Genomic DNA, 15,426 nt, shown 5'->3' on the forward strand with positions numbered 1-15,426 from the left:
TGCATATCTCCTCACTTCTTTAAACAATACTATGAAACGCACCAATTATTCCTCCGGAGCCATCTGGGAAGGTAAAGTCGGCTATTCAAGGGCAGTAAGAGTAGGCAATATTATCGAAGTATCTGGTACCGTAGCCTCAGACAACGATAAAGTAGTAGCAGAAGGTGATGCGTATGAACAAACAAAATTTGCACTGGCCAAAATTGAATCTGCCCTCATCAATGCCGGCGCCACACTACACGACGTAGTACGCACCCGCATGTTTGTAACAGATATATCCCGCTGGGAAGAATATGGCCGCGCCCATGGAGAATTCTTCAAAAGCATTAAGCCAGCTACCTCCATGGTAGAAGTCAGTAAACTGATTGATCCCCGGTACCTGGTAGAGATTGAGGCAACAGCCATTATAGAACAGAAAGCACAAAGCTAAAAGCATAAAGCTATTGTAGCGAGTGATCAAAGCGAATTTTCAATACGCAATAATCACTCGCTACAATAGCTTTATGCTTTTAGCTTTTAGCCTTCTGCTTATTTATATTTCTCTGTCCAATTAAGCATACCACCCACCAGGTTTTTGGTGTTGGTAAAGCCCATGGAATCCAGCAGCATACAAGCCTGACCGCTGCGGTTACCACTGCGGCAGTATACAATCAGTTCTTTATCTTTCCAACCTTCAATTTCTTCCACATCCATCTGTTGAATAAAACCCAATGGAATATGTTTGCCTCCGATATTGAATTCTTCGCGCTCATGAGGTTCTCTCACGTCTAATATATAGAGCTCTTCGCCGTTATCTATACGCTGTTTCAGCTCTTCTGCGGTGATATTTTGCATGTTATAGGAATTTAAAATCAAATCAAATCAAATTACATCATTTTCTGTTATTCCTGGTTGGAAGGCTTCGCAGTGGTGGTGCTATCCGTTACCGGTTTGGTAGCTGATAACCAGAAGTCTACGCTTTCCCCTGCTCTCAGCATATTGAAGTCGCCGATTTCATTTTTGCGGGTAGGTACCTGCTTAATAATATAGGCGTTCGCGGTATCCGTTACACTTGGATCAATGATCACCGTACCGGCATTCAGGTTACTGGCGCTCAGTATTTCACGGGCTTCTGCATAAGTGAGGCCAATGAAACTTGGTACCGGATTCTCCACACTGCCGGTGCCACTACCCAATATCAGCGTAATGTTGCTTCCTTCTGCTACAAGGGTACCAGGCTTTATTTTCTTGCCATTCAGCAACTGTTGCAATACAGAATTGGTAGCAATATCCGGGCGATAGATGGTATCTCCCACATTGAGACGCATGCTCTTCAGCATCATTTCAGCGCTACGGAATGTCAAACCTTCCAGATCCGGCATTTTCACCATTGGCGCAACCACTTTATTGACGGTCAGGTAAATGGTTCTGCCCACTTTCACTTGCGCACCTTTGTCTGGTGTTTGTGCATATACTGCCAGGGCAGGGATAGAATCCACATAAATGGAATCTCTTACATCCGCTTCGAAACCGGCTTTCTCCAGCAGTTCAATGGCTTCCTTTACATTTTTCCCGTGTACATCAGGGACAGTGAGCTGTTGGCCATGTTTGGTAATAACCCCCAGCATAGAAAAGAATAGGAGGGCCAGCGCAAAAAACATCGCGATAACAGCTAACAGGTTGACGACAAATGAACGTTTGGTAATAAAGTCGAACACGATAATTATATTAAATGTGATAATCCTTATTTCATGCTCTCTTCCAAAAGCAAGCCATAAAATTCCTGCAGGGTTTTGCCTGCAGCCCTTACCTGCTGTGGCACCAGGCTATTTTCAGATTGTCCGGGCATAGTATTTATTTCCAGGAAAAATAACTTCTCACTGCCTTCTTCATAGATAAAATCTACCCGCACAATGCCTTTACAGTTCAGCTTATTATACAATACCGTCGCGGTTTCCCGTACCTGCTTTGCTATCTCAGCAGAAACAGGGGCGGGGGTAATTTCGTTGGATACGCCCGGTGTATACTTCGCTTCATAGTCGAAAAACTCCTTGCTGCTCACTACTTCTGTGATAGGCAAGGTTGTAATGGCGCCATTGGAGCGATACAGTCCCATGGTCAGCTCACGGCCTTTGATAAATTCTTCAATCAATATCTGGCTATCCTCGTTAAAAGCTTTGTCGATGGCTGGTTGCAGCTCTTCTGCAGTTTTCACCTTAGACATGCCAATGCTGCTACCGCCTTCTGCCGGTTTCACGAAAACAGGTAAACGCAACTGCTGTAATATTTCGGCAGTATTATAAGGCTGATTACGGAAAATATGCACTGATTTGGATACGTTCACTACTTTCAGGGCATCCACCACTTTATTGCAATAGCTTTTATTAAAGGTCAGGGCGGAGGTCACCATACCGCAACTGGTAAAAGGAATGCCGAGCATTTCAAAATATCCCTGCAAACGGCCATCTTCACCCGGAGTACCATGAATACCAATGAATACCGCATCAAAAGTTATTTTCTGACCATTAACGGTTAAAGAAAAATCATTTTTATCTACTGCAATCACTTCCCCGCCGGCGCTGGTATAGCTCCAGCTATCCCTGGTAATGATAATCTTGTAAACATTATATTTACTGCTATCCAGGTTATTTTCAATTGTTACTGCACTCTGAACAGATATCACATATTCCCCGGAATATCCACCGGCTACCAAAGCTATATTCTTCTTCATAAGATATTTTACAATAAGCGGGTAAAGTTAAAGGTTATTTGTTAATTGTCAAGAAACGCCGCCTGCGCTTCTGTTGTCGTTCAAATTACATAAAAAAAACCGTCTCCGCCAAAGCGGAAGCGGTTTTTTAAGCTTTCTTACAATCTCTTAAAGATGCAGTTTTGCTTTCTTAGCCAACAGCTCATCTACTGTTTCCTGGTACATTTCGTCTGGTACACAGCAATCTACCGGGCAAGCCGCAGCGCATTGCGGCTCTTCATGAAAGCCCTGGCACTCGGTACATTTATCAGGCACAATATAATAATCGGTGACACTTAAAGGCGAATTGCGCTGACCGGCATCCATGGAACTACCATCCATCAGGGTATAAGTGTCTTTTAAGCTGGTGCCATCGGCCATGGCCCATTCTACACCACCTTCATAAATCGCATTATTGGGACATTCCGGTTCGCAGGCGCCGCATTGTATACATTCATCAGTTATTTTCAGTGCCATAGTATAGGCTTTTAGGTTAGGGTGTGGGTTACTGTCGGCGGCGAAATTACATAAAAAAACCGTCCTCGCCGAAGCGGGGAACGGTTGCTAAGCTTCCTTAAGAATATATTAAAGGTGCAGTTTCTCTTTCTTACCGAGCAGCTCGTCCACTGTTTCCTGGTACATTTCGTCCGGAACACAGCAGTCAACCGGGCAAACAGCCGCACATTGTGGTTCTTCATGAAATCCCTGGCATTCTGTACATTTGTTGGGCACAATATAGTAGGTATCTACGCTGATAGGGGCATTGCGCTGGTCAGCATCCATTACACTACCGTCCATTAAGGTATAGGAGCCTTTTACAGTGGTGCCATCGGCCATAGCCCACTCTACACCGCCTTCATATATCGCATTGTTCGGGCATTCCGGTTCGCAGGCGCCACAGTTTATACATTCGTCTGTTATCTTAATTGCCATAGTGTAAACTTTTTGGTTAAGTAGTAAGCCATTAATTTTGTGTGACAAAAATAAAATTTTCCCGGTTTAATCAAGTCAATTATTTATATAGTTTCATGAACATAGCAGAAAAAGAAGCCGCATTGGTGCGCCTGGGGCAGTATCTGGCGGAAAAAAGCCCGGAATTGGAAGCAGTGAAAGAGCGCGCTTATATTGCCAATGGTTGGTTTATCCCTTCCTTTATAGACAATGCCCTGGACAATATCTCCCAATATTTCCTCTCCCCTGCTCCCTTACGGCAGTGGTTAGCAGGCTATCCTACCATAGGCAACAGTCGTACCCCAAAAACTGTGGGTATCGTATCTGCCGGCAATATTCCATTGGTGGGCTTCCACGACTGGCTCTGTGGCTTCGTGAGCGGACACCAGGTAAAAATGAAACTTTCCGGCAAGGATGAAATCCTGATGAAACATATCCTGGAAAAGATGAACGAGTGGTATCCGGAGCAGGCCGGACAAACGGAAATACAGGATATGCTCAAGAACTGTGATGCTTATATCGCCACCGGCAGCAACAATTCTGCCCGGTATTTCCATTACTATTTTGCCAAATATCCTCACATCATACGCCACAACCGCACGTCTGCCGCCATCCTGACCGGGAAGGAAACCCCGGAAGAATTATCAGCCCTGGCAGATGACATTATGTTATACTTCGGCCTTGGCTGCCGGAATGTTACCAAAATATACATACCGGTAAACTACGATTTTGTTCCCCTGCTGAAAGCTTTGGAGAAATACAGCTACCTGGCGGATCATCATAAATACAAAAATAACTACGACTATAACCTGGCACTGCTCCTCCTGAATGCCAGCCCATATATGACCAATGGTACCCTACTGCTGCAGGAAAATACCTCCCTGTTTTCTCCCCTCAGCGTTTTGCACTACAGTTATTATATAGACATGGCCCAACTGCAACAGGAACTTTCCGGTGAAGAAGCGCTGCAATGCCTCGTAGGACAAGCATTTACGCCATTTGGCAATGCCCAGCAACCTTCTCTCAGCGACTATGCAGACGGCGTTGATACGATGAAGTTTTTCCTGGAAATATAACCAGGAGCAGAAAGCAAAAGGCAGAAAGCAAAAAGCTATTGCCGCGAATGAAAAGAGCAAGTATTAATCTGTTTTAATCATTCGCTGCAATAGCTTTTTGCTTTCTGCCTTTTGCTTTCCGCTCCCTAACAAATTGACACATTTATTTGTTATCTTGACATACATCCTGACAGAGTTGTCAGTGGGATATTAAGCCGTGTTTAACGATTACGATAAAAATGTGTTAAAACAAATCACGGGAATATCGTTTCATTCTTCCTGCAGATTAAATTTGTGGTAAAGGCATGCAAATTGATCATATGCCGGCGTTATTATCTCATTAATTTTCACGCAAACACACTATAATATGAAATTCAAGCAAATTGTTACAACTGTCCTCATCAGTGCTGTAACTGCCGCTGCCTCCATATTTGTGTATGGCAAATATATCCAGCAGAGGCAACCTATGGTTTTCCAGGATGGCACAAATATCCCCGTAAATTACACGCGCTACATGCCTGGTACAGAAGGCAACGCAAACGCTACTCCACCCTCTGATTTCACCACCGCGGCCAAAGCAGTAGTTCCGGGTGTAGTACATATCAAAACAAAAATCAACCCGAGACAAGTTACTAATGGCAATAACCTCCAGAGAAGACGCAGTATCTTACAAGACCTTTTCGGAGATGAATTTTTTGGAGATGAATTCAATGGCGGCGGCGATGGACGCAGGTATTACATTCCCGGCCAAATGGCCTCCGGCTCTGGTGTCCTGATTTCTTCCGACGGTTATATCGTTACCAATAACCACGTGATTGCAGATGCCGACGAAATCAGCGTTACCCTCAGTAACTCTACTAAAACTTTCAAAGCCAAACTGGTAGGTACTGATCCAAGCACTGACCTGGCAGTAGTAAAAATAGAAGCTTCCGGCCTGCCTTACCTGATTTATGGGAATTCCGATAACGTGGAAATTGGTCAATGGGTACTGGCAGTAGGTTATCCGTTAAACCTGGATGCTACTGTTACTGCAGGTATCGTAAGCGCCAAATCCCGTTCTATTGGCATTAATAAAAGCGGTGGTAAAGTAAACAGCGCCATCGAATCATTTATACAAACCGATGCTGCTGTGAACCAGGGTAACAGTGGTGGTGCATTGGTAAATACTGCCGGTGAACTGGTAGGTATTAACTCTGCCATCGCCTCACCTACCGGATCTTACGCAGGTTATTCCTATGCCATTCCGGTAAACCTCATCAAGAAAGTGGTGAACGATATCCTGAAATATGGTAACGTGCAAAGAGCTTACCTCGGTGTAAAATATGCGCCTTCTTCCCTCATCGCTAATATGAGCGACGAGCAACTGAAAGATGCAGGCATCAGAAGAGATGTAAATGGTGTTCAGGTAACCGAAGTAATGCCTAACAGCTCCGCAGCTGCGGCTGGTCTTCGTACCGGAGATGTAATTACCGCTATTAATGGCGTAAAAATCCCGACCACTTCCCAGCTCAGCGAACAGGTAGCCCGCTACAAACCAGGCGATAAAATTTCCATCACCTGGCTGCGCGATAACAAAGAAGTCACCGCAGAAAATGTGATCCTGAGAAACCTGAAAGGCAATACAGACCTGGTGAAAGTAACCGCGCTCGATCGCCTCGGTGCCGATTTATCCGAACTGGATAAAGAACAGGCTGCCCAACTCGGCGTAAACGGCGGTGTGGTGGTAAATGATATCGGCAACGGTATCCTGAAAAAACAAACTACCATGGCACCCGGCTTCGTGATCCTGAAAGCTGGAAATGTACCCGTTACTTCTGTAGATGCCCTGAGCACAGCGGTGGAAAAACAAAAATCACTCAAATTGATTGGTTTCTATCCTGAAAAAGGTAGCAGCATCTATTACTATAATATTACTACCGGTGCCGGTAGCGAAAATCTCTAAACTCGTTTTATAGGTCTTCAAAAACTAAAAAGTCCCGTTCCCGGATTAACCGGGACGGGACTTTTCCATTAAGTCATACATGCATTGCCTGGAAAAACGTAGCATGTAATCAGCCAATCTATGAAAACCCATTATGAAAATAATGTAAGTATATGACATTACTTTCCATTATTCCGTGAAAGCAATGAATGAACCAGCGAATGATAGAAAATGCATGTTAAGTGCAGAAAAAAGTGGCGTATTGGCCGCCTGAAATGGCAAAAACACCCCTAAACAGGTAGCATTTAGCCATATAAAACGAACAGACCCACGCAATGCGCAGGCCTGTTTAATATCGTTCCTCCAACCGAAGGCTGACCTCTATAGATTAATCACACCTTTAAGCTGTGTAAAGAATTCATCTTTTTTACGGGAAGAAATCGGGATATTCTTTTGATCGCTCATCACCACGGCTGTGCCGAGGCCTTTGATAATTTTCACGATGTGGTGAATATTGATAAGGAAAGACTTATGCACCCGATAAAATCCTTTATCAGACAGCATTTCCTCATATTCCTTCAATGATTTTGAAATGAGATGAGACACATTATTGATGAGCTGAATCTTCGTATAACTATCAAATGCTTCACAATAAATGATATCTTTCAGGTCAATCACATTATACCCGTCATTAACGGGGATAACGATCTTGGAGAAAGCATTATCATTATTTTTGACGTAATCCTTCAGGATAGACGCCAATTCATTGAGCCGGCCCTTCTTGCTCTTCTTTACCTTTTCCAGGGCATCTTCCACCTCACTCACCTTAATGGGTTTCAATAAATAGTCTAACGCCGCAAACTTAATGGCTTGCAGTGCATATTCCTGAAACGCGGTGATAAAAATGACTTCAAAATTCAGTACAGGAAACATCTCCAATAGCTGAAACCCATTGTGTGGTGGCATCTCAATATCAAGAAACAGTACATCAATGGGGTTATTCTTAATCATTTCTGCCGCCTCATTGATATTTTGCGCTTCACCGACAACCGTTACATCCTTGCAGTAGTTCTCCAGTATATTGCGCAAAATATGAATGTTGCGGACTTCATCGTCTACAATGGCAGCTTTTATATTACTCATAACATCTTAACAATGGGAATCAGTATTTCAACTAAGGTACCTTCCTTATTGCCGAAACCAGATTTAAATTTATCAATAATTTCTAACTTTCCAACACTTCCATTAAAAGATTTTATAATCTGCAACCGCTCCTTAATCACGCTAAGTGCAGTAGACTCGTGTTTAATGAGCCTCGAACTTTTAATGCTATTTGACTTATCCCAGCCTATTCCGTCATCATCTACAGAACAATATAAGAGATCATCTACAATTTCCAGCCTGATTTCCAGGTAACCACTTATATTCTTTGGTGCCAGCCCGTGTTTAATGGCATTTTCCACGATAGGCTGAATAATCATCGGCGGAATGTAAATGGTATACTCCTTCAGGGCTTCTTCCAGGATGAATTGATACTTGAAGGAATGTGCAAACCGTATTTTTTCCAGCTCCAGGTACCGGGTCAGGAAGGCAATTTCCTCTTCCAGCGAAATGTAAGACTTACGGGAGTTGTTGAGCATCTGCCGCATCAGCGTAGCAAAATCTGCCAGGAAATTGAGGGCTTGTTTTTCCTCTTTCTCCAGGATGAGATGCTGTACGGAATTCAGGGAGTTAAAAATAAAATGCGGATTCATCTGGTTGGTCAGCGCTTTGGCTTCCAACTCAGCAATGCGCCGGTTGTATTCGGTTTTTCGCTTTTCTGCCTGCTTGATACGCCTGATGATGTAACGCAATCCCACCAATACCAACAACAACCCTGCCAGTAAGAGAATACCTCTTGCCCACCATTGCTGATACCACCTCGGCAGTATGTTCACATCTATATTCAGGGTGTTGGACCAGTTGCTTTTATATTTGCGGGCCCTCACCATCAATTTATAACTCCCTGGTTGTAAATCAGGGAACGGGATAATGTTCGACATGGTAGTTACCCAACCGTTAGTCGTATCTCCCGAAAAATTATACTGGTATTCTACCAGATCCGGCAGGTCAAAAACGATGGTACCAAATTCTGCTTCAAAAGAAGCCTTTCTTTTGTACAGGTGAACAAACGCATTGGCGGCCAGGAAAGTACTGTCACCATAGCGGATATTATTCAGGTAGATGACCGGCGGCACCGTGTCTACCGGGATATGATCGCCATTAAAATAGCACAGGCCGTTGGAGGTGGCGATATACAGCTTATCATGATCCGAATATACCCCACGGATATCGTCAGACATCAGGCCATCGTTGGAAGTGATATTGCGTGTAATGGATTGTGTTTTCACATCAATCACGGACACACCACGGTTAGTAGCAACATACAGGCGGCCTATGCCATCGTAGTAAAGCTGCTGACAAATATCGCTGGCCAGGTTGTTGGCAGATGCGAGGTGTTTTACAATCGCGTCATGCTGCATCTCATAAATTCCCTGATCGCTGGTACCAATCCACAGGGAGCCGTCAATCCATTTCAGGTCTTTGATATTCACCTTACGCAGGGTATCCGGGCCGGCAGGCAGCAGTTGTTTTTTCCGGTCCGTGCAAAAATAAAGTCCGCTGTTAGTCCCTACATAATATTCAGAATCATTGACACAGGCAATGGAAGTTACAAGCATATCCAGGTCGCCGATGGTGTAATCATCCAGTGCGATCACCTGGTTTTTCGCTGCTACCCTGATTTTCCCGCCAGGCGATACATCCACATCCTTTAGCATCCTGATAGTTTTCAGGAGAGATGTTTTATGCGTCAGCGTATTAAAATCATACAGTCCGTTATCGGTGCCTATGAGTGCGTGATCGTCTTTATGTGGCAGTATCGTTAACAGGCTGTTACGTCCGGAACTGGTATCCACGGTAAACTGGCTGCTGATGTGTCCTTCGCCATCCATTGTATTGAGTACACCGGCACTTTGCCCGATCAGCAACAGGTTATTTTTTTTGTCTTTGCTCACGCTGAAAATGGAATGCGAGTAAAGACCGTTGGTATTATCGAGATAGCTGAAATAAAAATTTTTGTAGGGGATATTATACACGCCATCGCCGAAAGTGGTAATCCAGATGTTACCGTCCCGGTCTTTCAACAGGGAGGTGATGTAGTGGTTATCGAGTAATTTGATCTTCTTTTTCTCGTTTTTGAAGTATCCTTTCAGGAAAAACAATGCACGCTGGGTGCCTACCCAGAGGTTGTCATTATCCACACACAGGTGGCTGATATCATCATGGATACCCCATTCTGCGCCGTTGAAAAAGCACAGGGCATGCGAGGCGGTATAGGACCAGATGGTATTCCGCATGATAACGATGGCGCTGTCCTGGAGGCGGGTGCGTAATTCAGGTGCATCTAACGGATACGGACATACGGGATCTATTTTCTGATTCGGATTAGCGGGATCACTTAAACTTTCCAGGTGAAAAAAGGCATCTAACGGATGGAAGATGTTATAATTCCTCATCATGAAAAGCAGGTCGGCACCCGATTTTCCAAATTTATCGTAGGTGGTTTCCTTACCGTTGTATTGTACAATGCGGTTGTTGGTGTTCAGGAACCAGATCAATCCACCTCCTTTGCCTTCAAAAGCGTATTGCATATAATGGCTGCGGCTGTTGAAGATGAGGGAGCTATCATTTTCTTCGCTGTGAATAACTGATTTCTTGTAAAAAGAGGGTTTTCCGTTGAGGGTAAAAAACCAAACCCGTCCCTGTGAATCGGCGGCCAGTTTGACGACGTCGTTATCTGTGAGCCCGTCTTTTTTAGCGTAGTTACGAAAGCGTTTTCCGTCGAATTTACTTACGCCCGTGGGAGTAGCAAACCATATGAAACCGTCTTTATCCTGCACAGCAGCATAAACAGTGGCGTTGGCCAGTCCGTCCTTTACATTGTAGTTACGGATCATCAGCCCCTGGGCCAGCGTATTGGTAACGGTGCAAAAGAAGGCCAGCGCCCATAACATTATGTAACGGCTCAAGGGCATCGGATCGTTTTAATAATTTATTGCAGCGGAAAAAATTACGAATTACAAATTACGAATTACGGATTTGTGAGCAAAAGATAGCGAATGATCTCCTTATCTAATCTTCCCACAAATCCGTAATTCCTAATTTGTAATTCGTAATTTCTTCTAGTACGCTCTTGCGAACAGCACCCTTTCTTTGGACGGTTTGCCGGTCAGAATACAAGTGCCTGCTTCCTGCGGGTTGTTGAGCGGAATGCAGCGGATCGTAGCTTTGGTACGTTCCTTTATCTGTTCTTCTGTTTCAGCAGTACCATCCCAGTGAGCAGAGATGAAGCCTCCTTTCTCGTCCAATACTTTCTCAAACTCTTCGAAAGTATCTACGCGGGTGATGTGGCTGTCGCGGTACGCTTTCGCTTTATTAAAGAGGTTGAGCTGAATTTCTTCCAGCAGTTCCTGTATGCGGTCTGGTAAGCCATCCAGCGACAGGCTCATTTTTTCTTTGGTATCGCGGCGGGTTACTTCGGCCACGTTATTTTCGAGATCTCTCGCGCCGATGGCTATACGAACAGGTACGCCTTTCATTTCGTACTCTGCGAATTTCCATCCCGGGCGGTTGTTGTCGGAGTCGTCGTATTTCACGCTGATACCGGCTTTCCTCAGTTCTTTTACGATGACATTTACTTTTTCATCGAGACCAGCTTTCTGATCCGGGCCTTTATAGATTGGCACAATCACTACCTGTGTAGGTGCAATTCTAGGAGGCAGTACCAGTCCCTGGTCGTCGCTGTGTACCATGATGAGCGCTCCGATGAGGCGGGTGGATACACCCCAGGAGGTAGCCCAAACATAGTCGAGTTTATTTTCCTTGTTGGAGAACTGTACTTCAAATGCTTTGGCAAAGTTCTGGCCGAGGAAGTGAGAGGTACCGGCCTGTAGGGCTTTACCGTCCTGCATCATAGCTTCCACGCAATAGGTTTCTACTGCACCGGCAAATCTTTCGCTGGGAGATTTGATACCACGCACAACAGGTACAGCCATATAGTTTTCGGCAAAATCAGCGTAGATGTTCAACATCTGTTCTGTTTCAGCGATCGCTTCTTCAGCGGTAGCGTGTGCGGTATGTCCTTCCTGCCAGAGGAATTCGGTGGTACGGAGGAAAAGGCGGGTACGCATTTCCCAGCGTACTACGTTTGCCCATTGGTTAATGAGCAATGGCAGGTCGCGGTAAGATTGAATCCAGTCTTTATATGTATTCCAGATAATTGTTTCAGAAGTAGGGCGAACGATCAGTTCTTCGGTCAGCCGGGCTTCCGGATCCACGATAACGCCGCCACCGTCGGGGTCGTTTTTCAGGCGATAGTGGGTTACAACAGCGCATTCTTTAGCGAATCCTTCTACGTGGGCTGCTTCTTTACTCAGGAAGCTTTTAGGGATGAACAGCGGGAAGTAAGCATTCTGGTGGCCAGTTTCCTTAAATTTACGGTCCAGTATATCGCGCATGGCTTCCCACAAAGCAAATCCATATGGTTTAATTACCATACAGCCTTTTACTGCGGAATAATCTGCCAGGCCGCCTTTCAATACCAGGTCGTTATACCACTTTGAATAATCTTCCGAACGGGCTGTAATCTCTTTACTCATAAAAATTATAACTTATTTATATTTCGTTATTTTTAAGACCTTTTCAACTCAATTTGTCGTGTCAAAATTAAATCTGCCCTACAGTCGAAAAAGGCTGGATTGGCTTAGTTTTTGTCACTTTAATTATGAAAGAGGAAAATTCCACAAACATAGATGAAAAACATAACTGTGCAAATAGTTATCAGAAAATAATATCACCTAGACTATGTTATTGTAACTTTCTTCCACAGAAATCCGTTAAAAAGAAGTAAATTTACTACACGAATCACGCTTAAAACATATTTCAAATGAAGCCTATATTATACATCGGACTGGCTGCATCGCTCGCATTGGGCGCTTGTTCCAGTACCTATAAAACGGCTCAGACACCGGATGATGTCTACTATTCTCCGCGTCAACAGCAGCGTACCTATGCCTCTAACAACGGTTCGAATGGCAATAGCCGTCAGGATGAAAATGATGCGAACTACGTACAGGGCACCCAGGACGATGGTGGTAACTATGTGACATACCAGGATGAAGACCAGGGAGATTATCAACGTCGTTTGAACAGATTTGGTTCCAATGGAAGCAGCTATTCCGGTAGTTACTGGGATGGTTATAACGATGCTGCCAACATGTATATGATGAACAGTTATGGTCTTGGCTACGGATATGGCAGCGGCTTTGGATTGGGTTACAGCCCATACAGCAGCTTCTATGGTCCGTCTTTCAGCTTCGGCCTTGGCTGGGGAATGGGTGGCTACTATAGCCCATGGAGCATGGGCTACTATGGCGGATTTGGTTATCCATACATCGGCAGCTACTGGCCTTCTTACTACTACCCTTACTATGGTGGTGGATGGTATGGCGGTGGCTATTACGGACATGGCGGCTATTATGGTCATGGCGGATACTATGGTGGAGGATACTACCGTACCCGTCCATCTAATTCTTACGGTACGGTTAACTCCAGTGGTGAAAGAATTTCAAGACCTAACTATACCAACGGTGGTAACGTGAGTGGTGGCGGTGGATATACCCGTCCTAACAGAACCGGTACTTTCCAGCCAGCTAATGGTGGTAGTGGCAGTGTAAATCCAGGTGGTGGTACCGTTGACAGACCACGCCGGATATTCCAGCAGTCCAGTTCAGAAAGACCAGTGACCAGACCTTCTTACGATAATAGCAATAGCGGCAATAACGGTGGTTATTCCCGTCCGCAACGTGTAGAATATAGCAGGCCAACTCCTTCTCCGGCACCTAGCTACTCACCACCATCAGGCGGCGGTGGCCGTATCGGTGGAGGTAACAGCGGCGGTGGCGGCGGCGGCGGATACAGTCGCCCATCCAGGGGAGGCCGTTAATAAAACATTACAAGATAAGCGTAGCCTAAAAACCTACGCTTATTTTTTATCTTCATACAAGGTTTTGCCCATATAACCGTTATACTCATTGCAGCACACGTTAGCATCAGTAGAATAGCCTGCAAAGCAAATCTCATTTATTAAGTTTTCAGATCATGATTAAAAGACTTTATCCTCTTTTAGGCGGCTTGTTTTTATCTGCAACAGCCATGGCCCAAAGCTCCAACGACGCATTGCTTTATTCTCCCAATCAACCGCATGGTACTGCCAGAACACAAGCATTGGGTGGAGCCGGTATAGGTCTTGGAGGAGATTATTCATCCGCACATCTTAACCCGGCAGGTATTGCCATTTTTAAAACCGGCGAATTCCATATTTCCGCAGGAGTAGGTATTTCCCAGTTTACCTCTAATTACCTTGGCAACGGCCAACTTGATAATAAAGGCAACCGTTCTAATTTCCAAATGCCTTCTATTGGTGTGATAATGGCAACTAATAAAAACAGTGGCAGCAGCACCTGGAACAATATTACCTTCTCATTGGGCATGGAGCGTTTAGCGAACTACAATAATAAAATGGCCATCGCAGGACGCAATAATCAAACCTCTCTTTCTGATGCGTGGGTGGATGATTTCTTTGATCAAAGCGTTAGTGATGCCACATTGGGACTCGGTTTTGATCTTGGCTATTATACCGGCATGATACATAAACATGCCAATGCCCCTGGTGATACATCTATTATTTCCCAGGCATCTCCCCTCAGACCCGGTGGTGGCCTGCCAGGCATACAACAAAGAGGGACTATCGAGACAGAAGGTGGTTTGAATGAATACTCATTTGCAATTGGCGGTAATTATGGCGATCGCCTGTACATAGGTGCCAGTCTTAATTTGCCCAGCATCAATTATAAAGAAACACTTAACTGGTCAGAAGATGATGCCAGCTCTGATAAAAACAACGGATTTGCCTATTTCGATTATACCAAACGCCTGAAACGTACCGGATTAGGATTTGGCGCCAAACTGGGTATCCTGTATAAAGTATCTGATCACTTCAGATTGGGTGGTACTTTCGCAACACCTACCTGGTATTCTATTCACGACAGCTACACTGCTGAATTCCACTCCGACATCGAAAATAATCAGGGAGAAGTTTCTGCTTACTCCGTTGACCTGGCACAAGGATTTCCTACAGAAAATGATTATCACTATACGGCTCCTTTACGCGCAGGAGCAGGTGCTTCCTACTTTTTCGGCAACCTGGCGGAGCCTAAAACAACACAAGGATTCATTACAGCAGATTACGAATATGTGAATCAATCTTCCGGCAAATTCAAATATAATAACGGCAAGGCGGCAACCGGCGTGAATGATAATATTAGTGCTATCTATAAAGCTACTTCCAATATTCGTGCAGGCGCCGAAGTTAGATTCCAGGCCATGTACGCTGTCAGACTTGGCTTTGCTGCCTATGGCAATCCATATACTAATGATGCGTACAACGCAGGTATAGATGCCTCCCGTAAAGTATACAGTGGTGGGTTAGGTTTCCGCAACAAAGGTTTCTATGCAGATCTTACCTATAGCTACACACAGGGTGATGACAGATACCAGCCATATACCATATATCAGGCGGCCGGCCAGCCTAACCTGAGCCCGAAAGCAGCTACCCTGGCGTATAACAGGAGTAATATATTGCTGACCATTGGATTTAAATTCTAAGACTA

The 15,426-nt window shown here is 44.7% G+C and carries 13 protein-coding genes; 5 read left to right on the plus strand and 8 right to left on the minus strand.

What is annotated here, in order from left to right; translation table 11 throughout:
* Window positions 1–31: 31 nt before the first annotated feature.
* Complete coding sequence (locus J7623_RS25570; protein WP_291926042.1) at window positions 32–430, plus strand: RidA family protein; 399 nt, start codon at window positions 32–34, stop codon at window positions 428–430.
* A gap of 98 nt (window positions 431–528) precedes the next feature.
* Here the strand turns inward: J7623_RS25570 and J7623_RS25575 are convergent, their stop codons facing one another.
* The 5 genes from J7623_RS25575 to J7623_RS25595 all read right to left on the minus strand — a co-directional run bounded on the left by J7623_RS25575 (window position 529) and on the right by J7623_RS25595 (window position 3,661).
* Entirely contained in the window at window positions 529–834 is a 306-nt protein-coding gene (locus tag J7623_RS25575) for a rhodanese-like domain-containing protein (protein WP_291926045.1), read from the minus strand.
* Between the two features lie 47 nt (window positions 835–881).
* The gene (locus tag J7623_RS25580) at window positions 882–1,697 is read right to left on the minus strand and encodes a PASTA domain-containing protein (protein ID WP_291926048.1); all 816 of its coding nucleotides are present in this window, start codon (window positions 1,695–1,697) and stop codon (window positions 882–884) included.
* A gap of 26 nt (window positions 1,698–1,723) precedes the next feature.
* On the minus strand, window positions 1,724–2,710 hold the full coding sequence (locus J7623_RS25585) for a D-alanine--D-alanine ligase (RefSeq protein ID WP_291926051.1): 987 nt from the start codon (window positions 2,708–2,710) through the stop codon (window positions 1,724–1,726).
* Between the two features lie 147 nt (window positions 2,711–2,857).
* Window positions 2,858–3,205, minus strand: coding sequence for a 4Fe-4S dicluster domain-containing protein (locus tag J7623_RS25590; RefSeq protein ID WP_291926054.1), 348 nt, complete (start codon window positions 3,203–3,205; stop codon window positions 2,858–2,860).
* 108 nt (window positions 3,206–3,313) lie between these two features.
* Window positions 3,314–3,661 carry a 4Fe-4S dicluster domain-containing protein gene (locus J7623_RS25595; RefSeq protein ID WP_291926057.1) on the minus strand — a complete coding sequence of 116 codons (348 nt, stop codon included), beginning with the start codon at window positions 3,659–3,661 and terminating at the stop codon, window positions 3,314–3,316.
* Between the two features lie 95 nt (window positions 3,662–3,756).
* Here J7623_RS25595 and J7623_RS25600 point away from each other — a divergent pair, with 95 nt between their 5' ends.
* Window positions 3,757–4,755, plus strand: coding sequence for an acyl-CoA reductase (locus J7623_RS25600; protein ID WP_291926060.1), 999 nt, complete (start codon window positions 3,757–3,759; stop codon window positions 4,753–4,755).
* A gap of 346 nt (window positions 4,756–5,101) precedes the next feature.
* Window positions 5,102–6,676, plus strand: a complete 1,575-nt coding sequence (locus J7623_RS25605; protein WP_291926062.1) for a trypsin-like peptidase domain-containing protein — start codon at window positions 5,102–5,104, stop codon at window positions 6,674–6,676.
* A gap of 360 nt (window positions 6,677–7,036) precedes the next feature.
* Here the strand turns inward: J7623_RS25605 and J7623_RS25610 are convergent, their stop codons facing one another.
* From J7623_RS25610 to proS, 3 genes are all read right to left on the minus strand, one after another.
* Entirely contained in the window at window positions 7,037–7,798 is a 762-nt protein-coding gene (locus tag J7623_RS25610; RefSeq protein WP_078672331.1) for a LytTR family DNA-binding domain-containing protein, read from the minus strand.
* Entirely contained in the window at window positions 7,795–10,725 is a 2,931-nt protein-coding gene (locus J7623_RS25615; RefSeq protein WP_291926090.1) for a two-component regulator propeller domain-containing protein, read from the minus strand. The genes J7623_RS25610 and J7623_RS25615 overlap by 4 nt, the downstream gene beginning before the upstream one ends.
* A 153-nt stretch (window positions 10,726–10,878) precedes the next feature.
* On the minus strand, window positions 10,879–12,354 hold the full coding sequence (gene proS, locus J7623_RS25620) for a proline--tRNA ligase (protein WP_291926093.1): 1,476 nt from the start codon (window positions 12,352–12,354) through the stop codon (window positions 10,879–10,881).
* 287 nt (window positions 12,355–12,641) lie between these two features.
* Between proS and J7623_RS25625 the strand changes: the two genes are divergently transcribed.
* Both J7623_RS25625 and J7623_RS25630 read left to right on the plus strand, forming a co-directional pair.
* Complete coding sequence (locus J7623_RS25625) at window positions 12,642–13,700, plus strand: hypothetical protein (RefSeq protein ID WP_291926095.1); 1,059 nt, start codon at window positions 12,642–12,644, stop codon at window positions 13,698–13,700.
* A 155-nt stretch (window positions 13,701–13,855) separates the two neighbouring features.
* The gene (locus J7623_RS25630) at window positions 13,856–15,421 is read left to right on the plus strand and encodes a hypothetical protein (protein WP_291926098.1); all 1,566 of its coding nucleotides are present in this window, start codon (window positions 13,856–13,858) and stop codon (window positions 15,419–15,421) included.
* Window positions 15,422–15,426 lie beyond the last annotated feature (5 nt).

Origin of the sequence: Chitinophaga sp. (assembly GCF_017745275.1) — a bacterium.
Taxonomy (GTDB): domain Bacteria; phylum Bacteroidota; class Bacteroidia; order Chitinophagales; family Chitinophagaceae; genus Chitinophaga.